The 13,898-nt window shown below is 69.9% G+C and carries 9 protein-coding genes; 4 read left to right on the top strand and 5 right to left on the bottom strand.

Annotated features, from left to right (window positions below; genetic code table 11):
• Positions 1 to 3 precede the first annotated feature (3 nt).
• Both H9658_RS20175 and glyS read left to right on the top strand, forming a co-directional pair.
• Positions 4 to 264 carry a hypothetical protein gene (locus H9658_RS20175; protein ID WP_191826711.1) on the top strand — a complete coding sequence of 87 codons (261 nt, stop codon included), beginning with the start codon at positions 4 to 6 and terminating at the stop codon, positions 262 to 264.
• A complete protein-coding gene (gene glyS / locus H9658_RS20170; RefSeq protein ID WP_191826710.1) occupies positions 261 to 2,489 on the top strand; it encodes a glycine--tRNA ligase subunit beta in 2,229 nt (742 codons plus the stop codon). The genes H9658_RS20175 and glyS overlap by 4 nt, the downstream gene beginning before the upstream one ends.
• A gap of 542 nt (positions 2,490 to 3,031) precedes the next feature.
• On the opposite strand, the gene rep is transcribed toward glyS, so the two are convergent.
• Positions 3,032 to 5,008 (bottom strand): DNA helicase Rep, encoded by a 1,977-nt coding sequence (rep, locus tag H9658_RS20165; protein WP_179570198.1) that lies wholly within the window; start codon positions 5,006 to 5,008, stop codon positions 3,032 to 3,034.
• 135 nt (positions 5,009 to 5,143) lie between these two features.
• Here rep and H9658_RS20160 point away from each other — a divergent pair, with 135 nt between their 5' ends.
• Together H9658_RS20160 and H9658_RS20155 are read left to right on the top strand one after the other, a co-directional pair.
• Complete coding sequence (locus H9658_RS20160; protein WP_191826709.1) at positions 5,144 to 5,764, top strand: thymidine kinase; 621 nt, start codon at positions 5,144 to 5,146, stop codon at positions 5,762 to 5,764.
• Positions 5,765 to 6,054: 290 nt separating this feature from the next.
• Entirely contained in the window at positions 6,055 to 6,810 is a 756-nt protein-coding gene (locus H9658_RS20155) for a sel1 repeat family protein (protein ID WP_191826708.1), read from the top strand.
• Between the two features lie 325 nt (positions 6,811 to 7,135).
• Here H9658_RS20155 and H9658_RS20150 read toward each other — a convergent pair whose 3' ends face one another.
• The 4 genes from H9658_RS20150 to H9658_RS20135 form a co-directional block, all read right to left on the bottom strand.
• On the bottom strand, positions 7,136 to 8,740 hold the full coding sequence (locus H9658_RS20150; RefSeq protein WP_191826707.1) for a glucan biosynthesis protein: 1,605 nt from the start codon (positions 8,738 to 8,740) through the stop codon (positions 7,136 to 7,138).
• Between the two features lie 321 nt (positions 8,741 to 9,061).
• Positions 9,062 to 10,024, bottom strand: coding sequence for a DUF4380 domain-containing protein (locus tag H9658_RS20145; protein ID WP_191826725.1), 963 nt, complete (start codon positions 10,022 to 10,024; stop codon positions 9,062 to 9,064).
• 540 nt (positions 10,025 to 10,564) lie between these two features.
• On the bottom strand, positions 10,565 to 10,912 hold the full coding sequence (locus H9658_RS20140) for a low molecular weight protein tyrosine phosphatase family protein (protein WP_318241489.1): 348 nt from the start codon (positions 10,910 to 10,912) through the stop codon (positions 10,565 to 10,567).
• A gap of 132 nt (positions 10,913 to 11,044) precedes the next feature.
• A complete protein-coding gene (locus H9658_RS20135; RefSeq protein WP_191826705.1) occupies positions 11,045 to 13,891 on the bottom strand; it encodes a serine/threonine-protein kinase in 2,847 nt (948 codons plus the stop codon).
• Positions 13,892 to 13,898 lie beyond the last annotated feature (7 nt).

Here is a 13,898-nt window from a genome sequence, read left to right as displayed (position 1 = left end):
CCGATGCGGCCAAACAGCGAACTGTTCCTGGTTCTGGGGTTGCTGTGGTCGGCGCCGCTGGCGTTCGGCTATTTCTGCGCCTGGTGGGCGCAGCAGCGCGGCCGCAGCGCGGTGGGCTGGTTCCTGTTCGGATTCCTTCTGCTGCCGGTGGCCGGGCTATGGCTGCTGGCGATCAATGGCGACGACCGCGATGGCCGCGGCAAGTCGAAAGACAAATCGATTGGGCGCGGCGACCTGCTGGCGACCCGTAAGGACGTGATATGAGCATGCATCCCCTGCTGATCGAACTGGGTACCGAGGAACTGCCGGTCAAGGCGCTGCCGGGCCTGGCGCAGGCTTTGTTCGACGGCGTGATCGCCGGGCTGGAGAAGCGCGGCATCGCGGTCGAACGCGGCGACGCCAAGCCGCTGTCCACCCCGCGGCGGCTGGCGGTGCTGCTGCCGGGCGTGGCCGCCGAACAGCCGGAGCAGCGCTCGGAAGTGCTCGGCCCCTATCTCAACATCGCCCTGGACGCCGCCGGCCAGCCGACCAAAGCGCTGGCCGGCTTCGCCGCCAAGGCCGGCATCGACTGGACCGCGCTGGAGCGCACCAGCGACGCCAAGGGCGAGCGCTTCGTGCACCGTGCGGTGACCCCGGGCGCGCAGACCGCCGCGCTGCTGCCGGAGATCCTGCGCGAGGCGATCGCGGCGATGCCGATCCCCAAGCCGATGCGCTGGGGCGACCACGACTACGGCTTCGCGCGGCCGGTGCACTGGCTGGTGCTGCTGTTCGGCAACGACGTGGTGCCGGTGCAGCTGTTCGGCGTGCAGGCCGACCGGGTCAGCCGCGGCCACCGCTTCCTGCACGACGCGCCGGTCACGCTGGCCCAGCCGGGCGACTACGTGGCCGCACTGGAAGCAGCGCAGGTGCTGGTGGACCCGGATGCGCGCCGCGCGCGCATCGTCGCCGAGGTCGAGCAGGCCGCGCGTCAGGCCGGCGGCAGCGCGCGCATTTCCGACGACAACCTGGAGCAGGTGGTGAACCTGGTCGAATGGCCGTCGGCGGTGCTGTGCCATTTCGAGCCGGCATTCCTGGCGGTACCGCAGGAGGCGCTGATCGAGACGATGGAGAGCAACCAGAAGTTCTTCCCGGTGCTCGACGCCGGCGGCAAGCTGACCGAGCACTTCATCGGCATCGCCAACATCGTCTCGCGCGACGTGGCCGAAGTGGCCAAGGGCTACGAGCGGGTGATCCGCCCGCGCTTCGCCGACGCCAAGTTCTTCTTCGACGAGGACCTCAAGCAGGGTCTCGAGGCGATGGGCGCGGGCCTGGCCAGCGTGACCTACCAGGCCAAGCTCGGCAGCATCGCCGACAAGGTGCAGCGCGTGGCCGCGCTGGCCGGAGTGATCGCGCCGCTGGTCGGCGTGGACGCCGCGCAGGCGCGCCGCGCCGCCGAACTGAGCAAGAACGACCTGCAGTCGCGCATGGTCAACGAGTTCCCCGAACTGCAGGGCATCGCCGGGCGCCACTACGCCAAGGCCGCCGGCGAGAGCAGCGAGATCGCGCTGGCGATCGACGAGGCCTACCAGCCGCGCTTCGCCGGCGACGACATCGCGCTGTCGCCGCTGGGCAAGGTGCTGGCGATCGCGGAGCGCCTGGACACCCTGGCCGGCGGGTTTGCCGCGGGGTTGAAGCCGACCGGCAACAAGGATCCGTTCGCGCTGCGGCGCAATGCGCTGGGGTTGGCGCGGACGGTGATCGAGAGTGGGTTTGATGTGGATCTAAGGCATCTTCTTTTCATCGCTTATGCCGAAGTAAACAAGGACATTGCGGCTACGCTAGCGGAGCAGAAAACTCAAGCGGCCCTTGTAGCCGCGAAAAAGGGCGTAAAACTCGAGTTATCTCAGGAAGGAAGTTCAGAATTCTCGAGCAGCGAACTTGATGCTCTTTTCGACTTCATCCTCGAGCGCCTCCGCGGCTACTACGCCGACAAAGGCGTGCCGGCAACGCATTTCAACGCGGTGGCGGCCTTGTTCTCGGGCGGGGTTGAAGGAAGCGCAGCTTCTGTAGGAGCGGCTTCAGCCGCGACCGCCACGCACGGATCGCTCTACGACTTCGACCGCCGCATCGACGCGATCGGCATCTTCGCCACGCTGCCGGAGGCCGAGGCGCTGGCCGCGGCCAACAAGCGCATCCGCAACATCCTGCGCAAGGCCGAGGGCGCGATTCCCGCGCAGATCGACCCGACCCTGCTGCGCGAGCCGGCCGAAAGCGCGCTGGCCGAGGCGGTGGAAGCGGCGATCGTGGAAACCGACGGCGCCCTGCGCCAGCACGATTACGTCACCGTGCTGAACTTCCTGGCGCGGCTGCGGCCGCAGGTGGACGCATTCTTCGACGGGGTCATGGTCAACGTCGAGGACCCGGCGATCCGCGGCAACCGCCTGGCCCTGCTCAAGCGCCTGGGCGACCGCCTCGGCAGCGTCGCCGCGATCGAGCACCTGTCGTCGTAAGCAGGGCCGCGGACGGCTGCAGGTAGGGGCTGCGAAAGCAGCCTCTTCTTTTTTGTGGGAGCGGCTTCAGCCGCGACGCGCGAAGCTGGCAGCGCCACAACCAAGTGAAGCCGCGTCGGGACTGAAGTCCCTCCCCCAGTGCACCCGACCGGCTCCGTCCGAGCGCCTGCCGATCGACGCTGCTTGAGAGAGCCGCAGCTCTGGCGACACCGCTTCTTGTGGGAACGACTTCAGTCGCGACGCGGAAGCTGCAATTCCGCAATGCTGAGAAAAAAGCGTCGGAGCTGAAGCCCCTCCTACAGCGCACCCGGCTGGCCATATACGAGCACCGCGTCGAGCCCCTCTCCCCTCGGGAGAGGGGTTGGGGTGAGGGTACGGCGCGAAAGCGACTCGCGGAGTTGGATGCACCAGGCTGCGCCCGTACCCTCATCCGCCCCTTCGGGGCACCTTCTCCCGATGGGACAAGGGAGATCACTTCACGCAGGCCTGCCACGCACAACCGCCGTTACGAATCCCCAATCCCGAATCCCGAATCCCGGCCTTCAATCGAACAACGCCTGGATCGCCGCCAGCCCGGCATTGGCGCGCTCCTTCTTGCGCTCGGCGTCGGCCACCGGATCGGCGCCGTCGCGCTGCATCTCCTCGGCCGGAATCTCGTCGAAGAAGCGGCTGGGCTTGAGCCGGATGTGTTCGCCGAACTTGCGGGTCAGCTTGCTGTAGCTCATCCACAGCTGCTCCTTGGCGCGGGTGATGCCCACGTACAGCAGGCGCCGCTCTTCCTGCAGGTTGCCCTCCTCCAGGCTGACCTCGTGCGGCAGCACGCCGTCCTCGCAGCCGACGATGAACACGTAGCGGAACTCCAGGCCCTTGGACGCGTGCATCGTCATCATCCGCACCTGGTTGCCGCCGTCGTCCTTGTCGTTGCGCGACAGCAGCGCCAGCTGCGCGGCCAGGTCGCCGACGGTGGCCCCACGCGGGCCGCCCTCGAACCACTTGGCGAGTTCTTCCAGGTTGCTGCGGCGGCGCTGGAACGTGGTTTCGTCCTTGCACTGGCTGCGCAGTTCGCGGATCAGTCCCGACTGCTCGGCGAGCTGGCGCACCACGTCGGCCGAGGACAGGGTCAGCGAGGCGGTGCGCAACTCGTGCAGGACGTCGACGAAATCGCTCAGGCCGTTGGCCGCGCGCGGCGGCAACTGCTGCAGCGCGCCCATCGACTCGGCCGCGCGCGACATCGGCAGGTTCTTCGCCGATGCCAGTTCGGCCAGCTTGGCCAGCGAGGTCGCACCGACCTCGCGCTTGGGCGCCTGCACCGCGCGCAGGAACGCGGCATCGTCGTCGGGATTGACCAGCAGCCGCAGCCACGACAGCACGTCCTTCACTTCCTGCCGCTCCAGGAACGCCGTGCCGCCGGTGATGTGGTACGGCACGCCGGCGATCTGCAAGGCCTTTTCCAGCGGCCGCGACTGGAAGTTGCCGCGGAACAGGATGCAGAAATCGCTCCACGGCACCTGCTTGGCGGTGCCCAGGTAGGCGATCTCGGCGGCGACCTTCTCCGCCTCGTGCTCGCTGTCGCGGCATTCCCATACGCGGATGCGCTCGCCGTCGGCCTGGTCGCTCCACAGGGTCTTCAGGTGCTCGTGCGGGTTGTGCGCGATCAGCGCATTGGCCGCGCGCAGCACGCGGTTGGAGCAGCGGTAGTTCTGCTCCAGCTTGACGATCTGCAGCGCCGGATAGTCGCGCCCCATCTGCATCAGGTTTTCCGGATTGGCGCCGCGCCAGGCGTAGATGCTCTGGTCGTCGTCGCCCACACAGGTGAAATTGCCGCGCGGGCCGGCCAGCATCTTCAGCAGCCGGTATTGCGCGTCGTTGGTGTCCTGGCTCTCGTCCACCAGCAGGTAGCCGATGCGCTCGCGCCAGGCCATGACGATGTCCTCGTTCTCCTCCAGCACCTGCACCGGCAGGCGGATCAGGTCGTCGAAGTCCACCGCATTGAACGTGCTCAGCCGCGCCTGGTAGCGCTCGTACAGGCTGGCCGCTTCCTGCTCGCGGTTGCTGCGCGCCGCGGCCATCGCCTGCTCCGGCGACAGCCCGGCGTTCTTGGCGCGCGAGATCAGGTTCTTGGCGTCGTCGATCGCATCGGGCTTGGCGCCGTGCATCAGGTCCTTGATCTGCGCGGCGGCATCGTCGGCGTCGAAGATCGAGAAGCCGCGCTTCAGACCCACCGCGGCGTGCTCGATCTGCAGGAACTTCAGCCCCAGCGCGTGGAAGGTGCAGATGGTCAGGCCGTCGGCGGCATCGCCGCGGATGCGCTTGGCCACGCGCTCGCGCATTTCCTTGGCCGACTTGTTGGTGAAGGTGATCGCAGCGATGCGCTTGGCCGGGTAGCGGCCGGTGGCGATCAGATGCGCGATCTTTTCCACGATCACGCGGGTCTTGCCGCTGCCGGCGCCGGCCAGCACCAGCAACGGGCCTTCGCAATGCAGCACCGCGGCGCGTTGGGGGGGATTGAGACCGTGCATGAAGACTTCCCTGGGCCGCGCATTGTAGCGGGCGCCGGCCGGCGGCGAGGACCGCGCCGCTGCGCGGGCGCTGAACGGGTTTTCCCGGGCGCATCCGGCCTGCGACGGAGTTGTCCGCCGCGCTAGAATCGGGCCATGGCGAAACTGTACTTCTACTATTCGGCGATGAACGCCGGCAAGACCACGACGCTGCTGCAGTCGGCGCACAACTATCGCGAGCGCGGCATGCGCACCGCGATCCTGACCCCGCGCCTGGACCACCGCGACGGCAGCGGCGTGGTGGCCTCGCGCATCGGCCTGCGCGCAGACGGCAACACGTTCGTGCCGGACACCGACCTGCTGGCGCTGCTGCAGGACGACATCGCCCGCGACGGCGCGCTGCATTGCGTGCTGGTGGACGAGGCGCAGTTCCTCAGCCGCGCGCAGGTCTGGCAGCTCAGCGAGGTGGTCGACCGGCTGCGCATCCCGGTGCTGTGCTACGGCCTGCGCACCGATTTCCGCGGCGAGCTGTTCGAGGGCAGCCAGTACCTGCTGGCCTGGGCCGACGAGCTGCAGGAGATCAAGACCATCTGCCACACCGGCAGCAAGGCGACGATGACCGTGCGCGTGGACGCCGACGGCCACGCCGTGCAGGACGGCCCGCAGGTGGAGATCGGCGGCAACGAACGCTACGTGTCGGTGAGCCGCGCCGAGTTCAAGAAGATCATGCGCGGCGAGGGCCGTATCGATCCGTTGCAGATCGCGTTGCAGCGGTAGTCCATCCGCCGCGCCGGGCTGACGGCTGCGGCGCCAGACGAAAGACTGTGTAAGCCGGAGGCGACGCCGCGTTTCGCGGTTCGGCAGTATGCGCAGGCGAACGCCGCGCTCTGCACTGCCTTGGTGCGTCCATCCGCCGTCCCTGTTCGGCTGCAGTCGGCGTGACACCGACCATGAACGTCGGTTGAAAACTGCGGCACGGCCCTCGGCCGCATAGGCCATCAGTCTATGGATCGCGGCTGCAACGCCCATTTAGAATCGTCGGCGATCGCACTCACGGGAAGAGTTCTATGCATCGGTTCAAGGGATATGCCGTCGGCGGCTGCACTGCGCTGGCCATTGCGGTTGCGCTGGCGCTGTCCGGCCCGGCTGGCGCCGCCGACAACGCGCGTACGTTCGACGACATTCCGGCGCAGGTGATGACCGACGGCTTCCTCGAGGCGCACCTGGACCTGTTCTATCGCCGCGCCGGTATCCGCGCCGACAAGAAGGGCGAGTTCGCCGAGGCCAGGAAGAACTACCAGCTCGCCGCGCGCTATGCCGACAAGCCGTCGCAGGCGCGCCTGGGCGAGATGTACTGGGAAGGCCAGGGCGGCGCGCAGGATCGCGCGATGGGTTTCCTGTGGATGGCGCTGGCCTCCGAGCGCGGCTACGACGCCTTCACCACGCGCAAGATGGAGTACTGGAACCAGCTGACGCCCGAAGAGCGGCAGCGCGCGATCAAGCAGGACAAGAAGATGCTGGCCACGTATGGCGATACGGTCGCCAAGCCGCGCCAGGAAGCGGTGCTGCGCCGCGAAGCCGGGCGCAGTACCGGCAGCATGCTCGGCCACTCCGGTGCCTCCGGCCTGCAGATCAATGGTCCGCGCGGCGGCAGCATCGATCCGGAAGTGTTCTACGCCAAGGAGTTCTGGGAACCGGCGGCGTACTGGAAGCTGCAGGACCGGGTCTGGGACGGCCGCACGCCGGGCCGCGTGGATATCGGCGATGTCGAGGACATCACCCAGGAAACCGCGCCGAAACCGCAGGAACCGGCCAAGCCTTGAGTCTGCGGCAGCCGCGCGAAGCCGGACACGTCGCGCGTCGGGACTGAAGTCCCTCCCACAGTGCACCCGGCCCGCTGGCCGCGCGCCACTGTAGGAGCGGCTTAAGCCGCGACGAGCGGAGTCGGCCGCTGTACACGGCCGCGAAAGCGTCGGGACTGAAGTCCCTCCTACAGAAGCACCCGACACGCTGGCCGCGCGCCTCTATAGGAACGGCGAATGCGGCGCTCTGGCATCGCCAGCAACTGCGCGAACTCAAGCGCAACGAGCGGACGGACGCACCTGGCAGCCGAGCGACACCGCATAACGCGGCAGCGCTCGACCGCACTCAATACAGCTTGCGCTCGGCCGCCGGCGGCGGGGTCCACTGGTACAGCCAGGTCTCGGTCAGCGGCTTGTCGTCGGCGCGCAGGAACAGGCGGATGTCGATCTGCTGCGTGCCCTCGTCCGGCGGCACCACGTCGAACATCGCGCGGTAGCCGGAGAGTTCGTGCAGCGGCCGCGCCGAGACGATCTCGGTGCTGCCGCGGCTCAGCTGCAGCACCGCCTCGACCTTGGCGTCCTTGTCCTTGCCGAGCCTGGCCAGCTCGCCGCCGACGAAGTCCACCGCGAAGCGCCAGGAGAAATGGCTGCGCTTCTGCCCGACCACGCCGCCCAGGCCGGTGCGCGTGGCCACGCACTGCGCCAGCGGCGAGGACGCCGGCGGCTGCGCGCCCCAGTACAGCCGGTAGCCGAACAGCAGTTCCTGCCCGGGCTGCGGCTTGTCCTGCGGATTCCAGAACGCGACGATGTTGTCGAAGGTCTCGTCGACGGTGGGAATCTCCACCAGCTGCACCGACCCCTTGCCCCAGCCCTGCTTCGGTTCCACCCACAGGCACGGGCGCTTCTCGTAGTACACGCCGTCGTCGTGGTAGTGGTCGAAGTTGCGGTCGCGCTGCAGCAGACCGAAGCCGCGCGGGTTCTCGTCGACGAACATGTTGAAGCGCAGCTGCGGCGGATTGCACAGCGGCCGCCAGATCCATTCGCCGCCGCCGGTCCACATCGCCAGGCCGTCGGTGTCGTGGATCTCCGGGCGCCAGTCCCAGTCCATGCGGCGATCGTTCTCGCCGACCTGGTACATGCTGGTGCACGGCCCCAGGCCCAGCCGCTCGATGGTCTTGCGCGGATACAGCGCGCTGTCGATGTCCATCAGCAGCACGTCGCCGTTGGTGATCGCGAAGCGGTAGGCGCCGGCCACGCTCGGCGAATCCAACAGCGCGTACACCACCACCGTGTCCGAACCGGCCTTGGGCTGCTCCAGCCAGTAGGCGATGAAGTCCGGGAATTCCTCCGGCCCGCCGGTGCCGGTATCGATCGCCAGGCCGCGCGCGGACTGGCCGTACTGGCCTTCCTTGCCCACCGCGCGGAAATAGCTGGCGCCGAGGAATGCGGCGAAGTCGCGGTCGGTGTCCTGCTTGGTGTTGAGGCGGAAGCCGGCGAATCCCAGCTCCTTGGGCAGGTGCTTGCCCTGCAGACCGCTCTTGCCGTAGTCGAACGCGGCGCCGTCGTAGGCCAGTTCCTGCGCCTGCCCGTCGACCAGGTCGAACATGTGCACCGGCGACTTGAAGTACAGGCCCAGGTGGAAGAACTTGGCCTGGAATTTCGAAGCGTTGTCCACCGCCCACAACGCGTGGTCCTGGCGGTAGCGGATCGACTGGTACTGGTCCCAGTTCAGCGATTCCAGCGGTCCCGGCAGCACCCGCTTGTGACTCTGGTAGGGCGCCTGGGCCATGGCCCGGGCATGGCCCTTGAGCCAGGCGTAATCGAAGGGCTGCGGCTTGCCCAGCCGGCGCAGGCCGACCGCGGGGGCGGCCTGGCCGAGCATCGGCATTGCGGGCAAGCCCATGGCGGCGAAGGCGGCGGCGGCGTTCTTGAGGAAATCGCGTCGTTGCATGGGCCGGATCGAAGCGGAAAGGGCCTCCATCATAGACAAGCGGCGTTAAACGCGAGAGCTGGGGCGGCGCGTCATCGATTCCCGGGTAGGGCGCGCTGGGTCTTTCAGGCCACCAGCCGGTGCTGCGTGGCGCAGCGCCTGACGGGCGGTCAGGTCAAGCCGCGCGGCGCCGGCTGGCGGCCTGGCTCCAACCCGCGGGGCCGCGTTTGTGCGCTTTCGGCGCTAGGTCATCGCCCGGGCGGAACGCCGCCACGCCGTCTCGCCCTTGCTTGCCTCCACGCACAAGAGCGGCGCGATCCGCTTGGGGATTGAGGACGCGCCCTAGGGCGTCGCGCACGCCCCCTTCAGCGCCAGCGCTGCGGCATGCCGGCACAGGAAACCGCGCTGCTGCGCCGGGTCGTCGCCGCCGGCGTAGTCCAGCAACGTCCATTGCTCCTCGGCCTGCATGTTCTGGCCCGGGGCCAGGGTCCGGTACGGCGCGTGCACTTCCATTTCCAGCAGGCCGCCGCCGGGATCGGAAGCCGACGCATCCAGGTAGAACTCGACCTGGCCCTGCTCGGGATGGATGCGCGCGAGCGGCTGGTGGGCGAAGCGGATCACCCAGGCCTGGCCGCCGGAGAAGGCGGCGATCCAGCCGGCCGACGGCTGCAGCAGCAGCTTGCCGCGCTGTCCGGCGCTGCCCGGCGGCGCAGCCGCCAGGGTCATCAGGCCGTCCTGCACCACGTACTGCGGCGGCGCGTAGCCGGCGCCGTCGCTGGGCTGCACGCGGATATCGGCAGCGGCCGCGACCGGCACCAGCACCCGCGTGGCCGCGCTCACCCGGGTGTTGAACCACAGGTCCCAGGCCACCGCGGTCTTGCGCACGTTCTGCGCCTGCACCTGCAGCAGCACGCTGTCGGCGCGCTGCGGCGACAGCGCGAAGGTCTTGTGCAGCCGCACGCCGCTGACCGGGCTGTCCACGCCGCGCAGCTGCAGGCGCTGCGGCGCGCGCGCGACGACGGTGGTGGTGGCGAAGCTCAGGTACGGGTCCGGCGGCCAGTTCGCATGCGCCGCGCGCCGCGCCGGATTGGCGTCCTGGTGCTGCCACCACGCGCTCTGCGGCCCGACCCAGACGTCGTGGCCGAAATAGGGGATATCGTTGGCCGCCGCGCTGACCGTCGGCAGCGGCTGGCGCTGCACCGCGTCGCCGACCTTGATCAGGTTCGGCCCGCCGCTGCGCTGGAAGCCCAGCACGCGCCCGCCCAGGGTCGGCGTGACCGTGAGCCGGACCACGCCGTTGTCCATGATCCACGGCGCCGTCGCATCGGTGCCAGGCGCGGTCGCCGGGGCCGCGGCGGCGAGCAACGGCCAGGCGCCGAGAAGCGCGAGCAGCGCCGCGCGCGGGCGCCACCGTCCATTCTGCGTATCGGTGCGCATGGCGAACCTGTGATCGAGGAAGGGAGCCCGATTGTGGCGACTCTGCGGCCGCGGCGACAGCCGATCGGTTGCGCCTGCGCGCCGCGGCTGTTGCCGCTCGGCGCAATCCCACGGCCGCGGCTGTCGCAGGAGAGCGCACGGCTTCGGCCACGGGCCGATTCGAACACCTGCACCTGTGGCACCAGCGAAGGCGACGGTCGTGGCGATTTCGGTCGCGGCTGGCGAAGTCCTCGAGCGGACGCCACAGCTCCGCCGCTTCTTCGACGACGCGGCGGCGGAGGAACCGCAGGGGTCACCGGCACAGCCGTAGCAAGCGGTGCCATGCGCCCGCGCGGCAAGTGAGAAACTCGCTGCCGCGCTCGGCGCGTCAGGCGACGGGCTGCGGCGCGCGCCCACGCCGCGTGTCGCTCAGAACGCCGGATGACGCCGCGGCAGATGCGGCGTCACCGTTTGCTGCAGCCGCCGCACCAGCACCGGATCCATGAACGCATAGTCGTCGGGAATATCCAGGCAGACGACGCGCTTGCCGCTTAGGTGCCGCTGGAACGCGGCCGACAGCTTGCTGCGGTGGCGCCGTTCCATCACGAAGATCAGGTCGGCCCAGGCCAGCAGCTCCGGCGTCACCGCGGTCTCGGCATCGGCATTGATCCCGGCCGATGCGGTCTCGATACCGGGCCAGTCGGCGAACAGTTGCTCGGCGGTCGGGCTGCGCAACCGGTTGCGGGCGCACAGGAACAGGACATGGCGGACGGGCACGGCGCGGCGGGTCGAAGGGCGGTGGCCCATGGTAGCGGCGATCGCCGACCGTTCGGGACGGCGATGCCGGGCTGACGTCGGCTTGAGCCGACACTACGCCGAGAGCGGCCGGCGCCGCCGCCGCAACCGGACTCAGCGCGCGGCGGTCAACGCCGCCGGCGCGGCGCACGCCGCACGCAACCCCTCCACCTCGTGCACCAGCGTGCCGCCCTGCGGCTGCGCCTGCGCCAGTTCGCGCTGCAGCGCCTGCAGTTCGCCACGCCCGTTGCCCGCACCGCCGCGGCGTTGGCAATGCAGCTCGGCGGCATAGGCGCGGGCACGCCAGCGCAGCTTGCGGCTTTCGATGCCGTCTCCGCCCTGCCGCGCCTGCGCCTCCAGTTCGTGCAGCGCCTGCGCGTCGCGGCCGAGCCGGCCCAGGTTGCGCGCCCAGGCCACGCGCACCGCGCGCGTGCGCGGATGGGTCGGGCCGTAGCCGCTCTCGGTACGGCGCAGCGCCTGCGCCAGCAGCGCATCGGCCTGCCGCGGTTCGCCCAGCGCGGCGCGCGCCTCGGCGATCAACCGCTCGCTGTCGCCGACCGCCGGGTTGTTCTGGCCGAGCTGCGCGATCCAGCGTGCGCGCGCTTCGTACAGCGGCGCCAGCGCGTCGCGGTGGCGGCCCGCGGCCGACAGCGCCAGGCCCTGGTTGAGCAGCATGTACGGCAGCAGCGCCTGGCTGTCGGGCGCGCGCATGATCGCGACCGAGCGCGCCATGTCGGCGATCGCCTGCGCGTCCTGGCCGCGCTCCAGTTCCAGCATCGCCAGCGAACTCCAGCTCATGCCGGTGTCGCGGTGCGTCGGTCCCAAGCGCTCCACGGTCAGCGCATGCGCGGCGCGCAGTTCGCGCTCGGCGATATCGAGACGGCCCTGGTCGATCATCACCGCCGCCCGCAAGCGCCGCAGCCCGAGGCTGACCGGATGGCGATCGCCGTTCAAGCTGCGCGACAGCGCCAGCGCCGCGCTCACCGCCTGCTCGGCCTGGTCGACATCGCCGCGATCGCGATAGGCCACGCCCAGGCTGCGCAGCAGGTTGACGCTGAGCGGATGCCGCGGGCCGGCCTGGCGGTCGAGCAAGGCCAGCGCCTGCAGGTAGCCGGCGATCGCCGCGTCGGTGTGGCCGATGTCGCTGTCCATCGAGGCGACGTCGGTCATGCTCTCGACGATGCCCGCCGGGTCCTTGAGCACGTCGCGGTGCAGCGCCAGCGCGCGCTCGAACCAGGCCCGCGCCGATGCGCGTTCGCCGAGCACGCGCCGGCAGCGCCCCAGTTGCGAGAAGAAGCCGGCCGCCTGCAGCGGCAGCTGCGCCTGCGCTTCCTGCGCCTGCGCCGCCAGCGGCTGCAGCATCGCCACGCACTCCTGCGAACGGCTCAGCAGGCGCAGCGCGCGCCCATGCTGCGCCGCCGCTTCCAGGCGCAGCGCCAGCGGCACGTCGTCCTGCGTGGCCAGCAGCGCGCGCTGCCGTTCCAGCAGCAGCAGGGCTTCGCGATAGTCGCCCAGGCCGATGCGCAGGCGCGCGATCACCCCCTGCAGTTCCGCACGCGCCAGCGGCTGCCGCAGCAGTTCGCGTTCGCCGCGCTGTTCGCCGCTGGCAAGCAGCCCGCGCAGGTCGAAGCCGTCGCCGCGCTGCGCGTTGCCGGCGCGATCGAACAGGCCGATCACGAAGTCCTGCATCGCTTGCGCGCGCACGGTTTCGCGATGCGCCTCGCGCACCTGCCACAGCGCCACGCCCGCGGCACCCAGCAACGCGGCGGCGGTCAGGCTGCCGAGCACCACGCTCCAACGGTGCCGCTGCAGGTATTTCTGCAGGCGGTAGGCCACGCCCTGCGGGCGCGCCTGCACCGTCCGCCCCTGCAGATGGCGGCGCAGATCCTGGGCCAGCGCCTCGGCCGAGGAATAGCGCTGCGGCAGCGGCTTCTGCAGCGCCTTGAGCAGGATGTTGTCCAGGTCGCCGCTCAGCCGCCGCGCCAGGCGCCGCGCCTCGGCGGGATCGCGCTGTCCCTGCTGCGCCGCGCGCACCACCGCCGCCGACGGTCGCGGTGCCTCCACCGCCAGGATCGCGCGCTCCCATTCGGCATCGCTGCTGCGGCGCAGGTGATAGGGCTTCTGGTCGGTGAGCAGTTCGTACAGCACCACGCCCAGCGAATACACATCGGTCAGCGTGGTGATCGGTTCGCCGCGCACCTGCTCCGGCGCGGCGTAGTGCAGGGTGAACGCGCGCGCCTCGGTGCGCGGATGCACGTCGGCCGCAGGGTCGGCCTCGGTGTCGAGCAGCTTGGCGATGCCGAAGTCGAGCAGCCGCACGTCGCCTGCGGCGTTGACCAGGATATTGGACGGCTTCAGGTCGCGATGCACGATCAGGTTGGCGTGCGCATGGCTGACCACCTCGCACACCTGCAGGAACAGCCGCAGCCGCGCGCTCACCGGCAGGTGCAGGCGCTGGCAATAGTCGGTGAGCGGCTCGCCTTCGACATAGGCCAGCGCCAGGTACGGGCGTCCGTCGCTGGCGATGCCGGCGTCGAGCAAGCGCGCCAGGTGCGGATGCTCCAGCCGCGCCAGGATCTCGCGTTCGCGGGTGAAGCGCTGGCGCAGCGCGGCATCGGCATAGCCGGGACGCAGCAGCTTCAGCGCGACCTGGCGCTGGTACAGCCCGTCGGCGCGCTGCGCCAGCCAGACCTGGCCCATGCCGCCTTCGCCGAGCAGCCGTTCCAGCGCATACGGCCCGATCCGGCTGCCGGCGCACAGGCACTCCATGGCGCTGGCCAGCAGCGGCTCGCTGAGCAGGTCCGAGCCGGCCGCGTCCAGCGCCAGCATGCGCACCAGTTGATCGGCGCTGGCCGGATCCTGCGCGTGCAGCTGCGCCAGCCGCGCCGCGCGCGCCTCCGGGGTCAGCTCCAGCAATTCGTCGAGCAACGGCGACAGGCGTTGCCACTGCAGCGCGTCCATGCGGTGC

Source organism: Xanthomonas bonasiae, assembly GCF_014836395.1.
GTDB classification, from domain to species: domain Bacteria; phylum Pseudomonadota; class Gammaproteobacteria; order Xanthomonadales; family Xanthomonadaceae; genus Xanthomonas_A; species Xanthomonas_A bonasiae.
The sequence above is the reverse complement of the archived record's forward strand: the minus strand, read 5'-3'. Positions and strand labels throughout refer to the sequence as shown.

Coding starts and splice junctions, on each gene's coding strand:
- H9658_RS20175 (WP_191826711.1), top strand. CDS start 4: ATGCGGCCAAACAGCGAACTGTTCCTGGTTCTGGGGTTGCTGTGGTCG.
- glyS (WP_191826710.1), top strand. CDS start 261: ATGAGCATGCATCCCCTGCTGATCGAACTGGGTACCGAGGAACTGCCG.
- rep (WP_179570198.1), bottom strand. CDS start 5,008: ATGCACGGTCTCAATCCCCCCCAACGCGCCGCGGTGCTGCATTGCGAA.
- H9658_RS20160 (WP_191826709.1), top strand. CDS start 5,144: ATGGCGAAACTGTACTTCTACTATTCGGCGATGAACGCCGGCAAGACC.
- H9658_RS20155 (WP_191826708.1), top strand. CDS start 6,055: ATGCATCGGTTCAAGGGATATGCCGTCGGCGGCTGCACTGCGCTGGCC.
- H9658_RS20150 (WP_191826707.1), bottom strand. CDS start 8,740: ATGCAACGACGCGATTTCCTCAAGAACGCCGCCGCCGCCTTCGCCGCC.
- H9658_RS20145 (WP_191826725.1), bottom strand. CDS start 10,024: ATGGACAACGGCGTGGTCCGGCTCACGGTCACGCCGACCCTGGGCGGG.
- H9658_RS20135 (WP_191826705.1), bottom strand. CDS start 13,891: ATGGACGCGCTGCAGTGGCAACGCCTGTCGCCGTTGCTCGACGAATTG.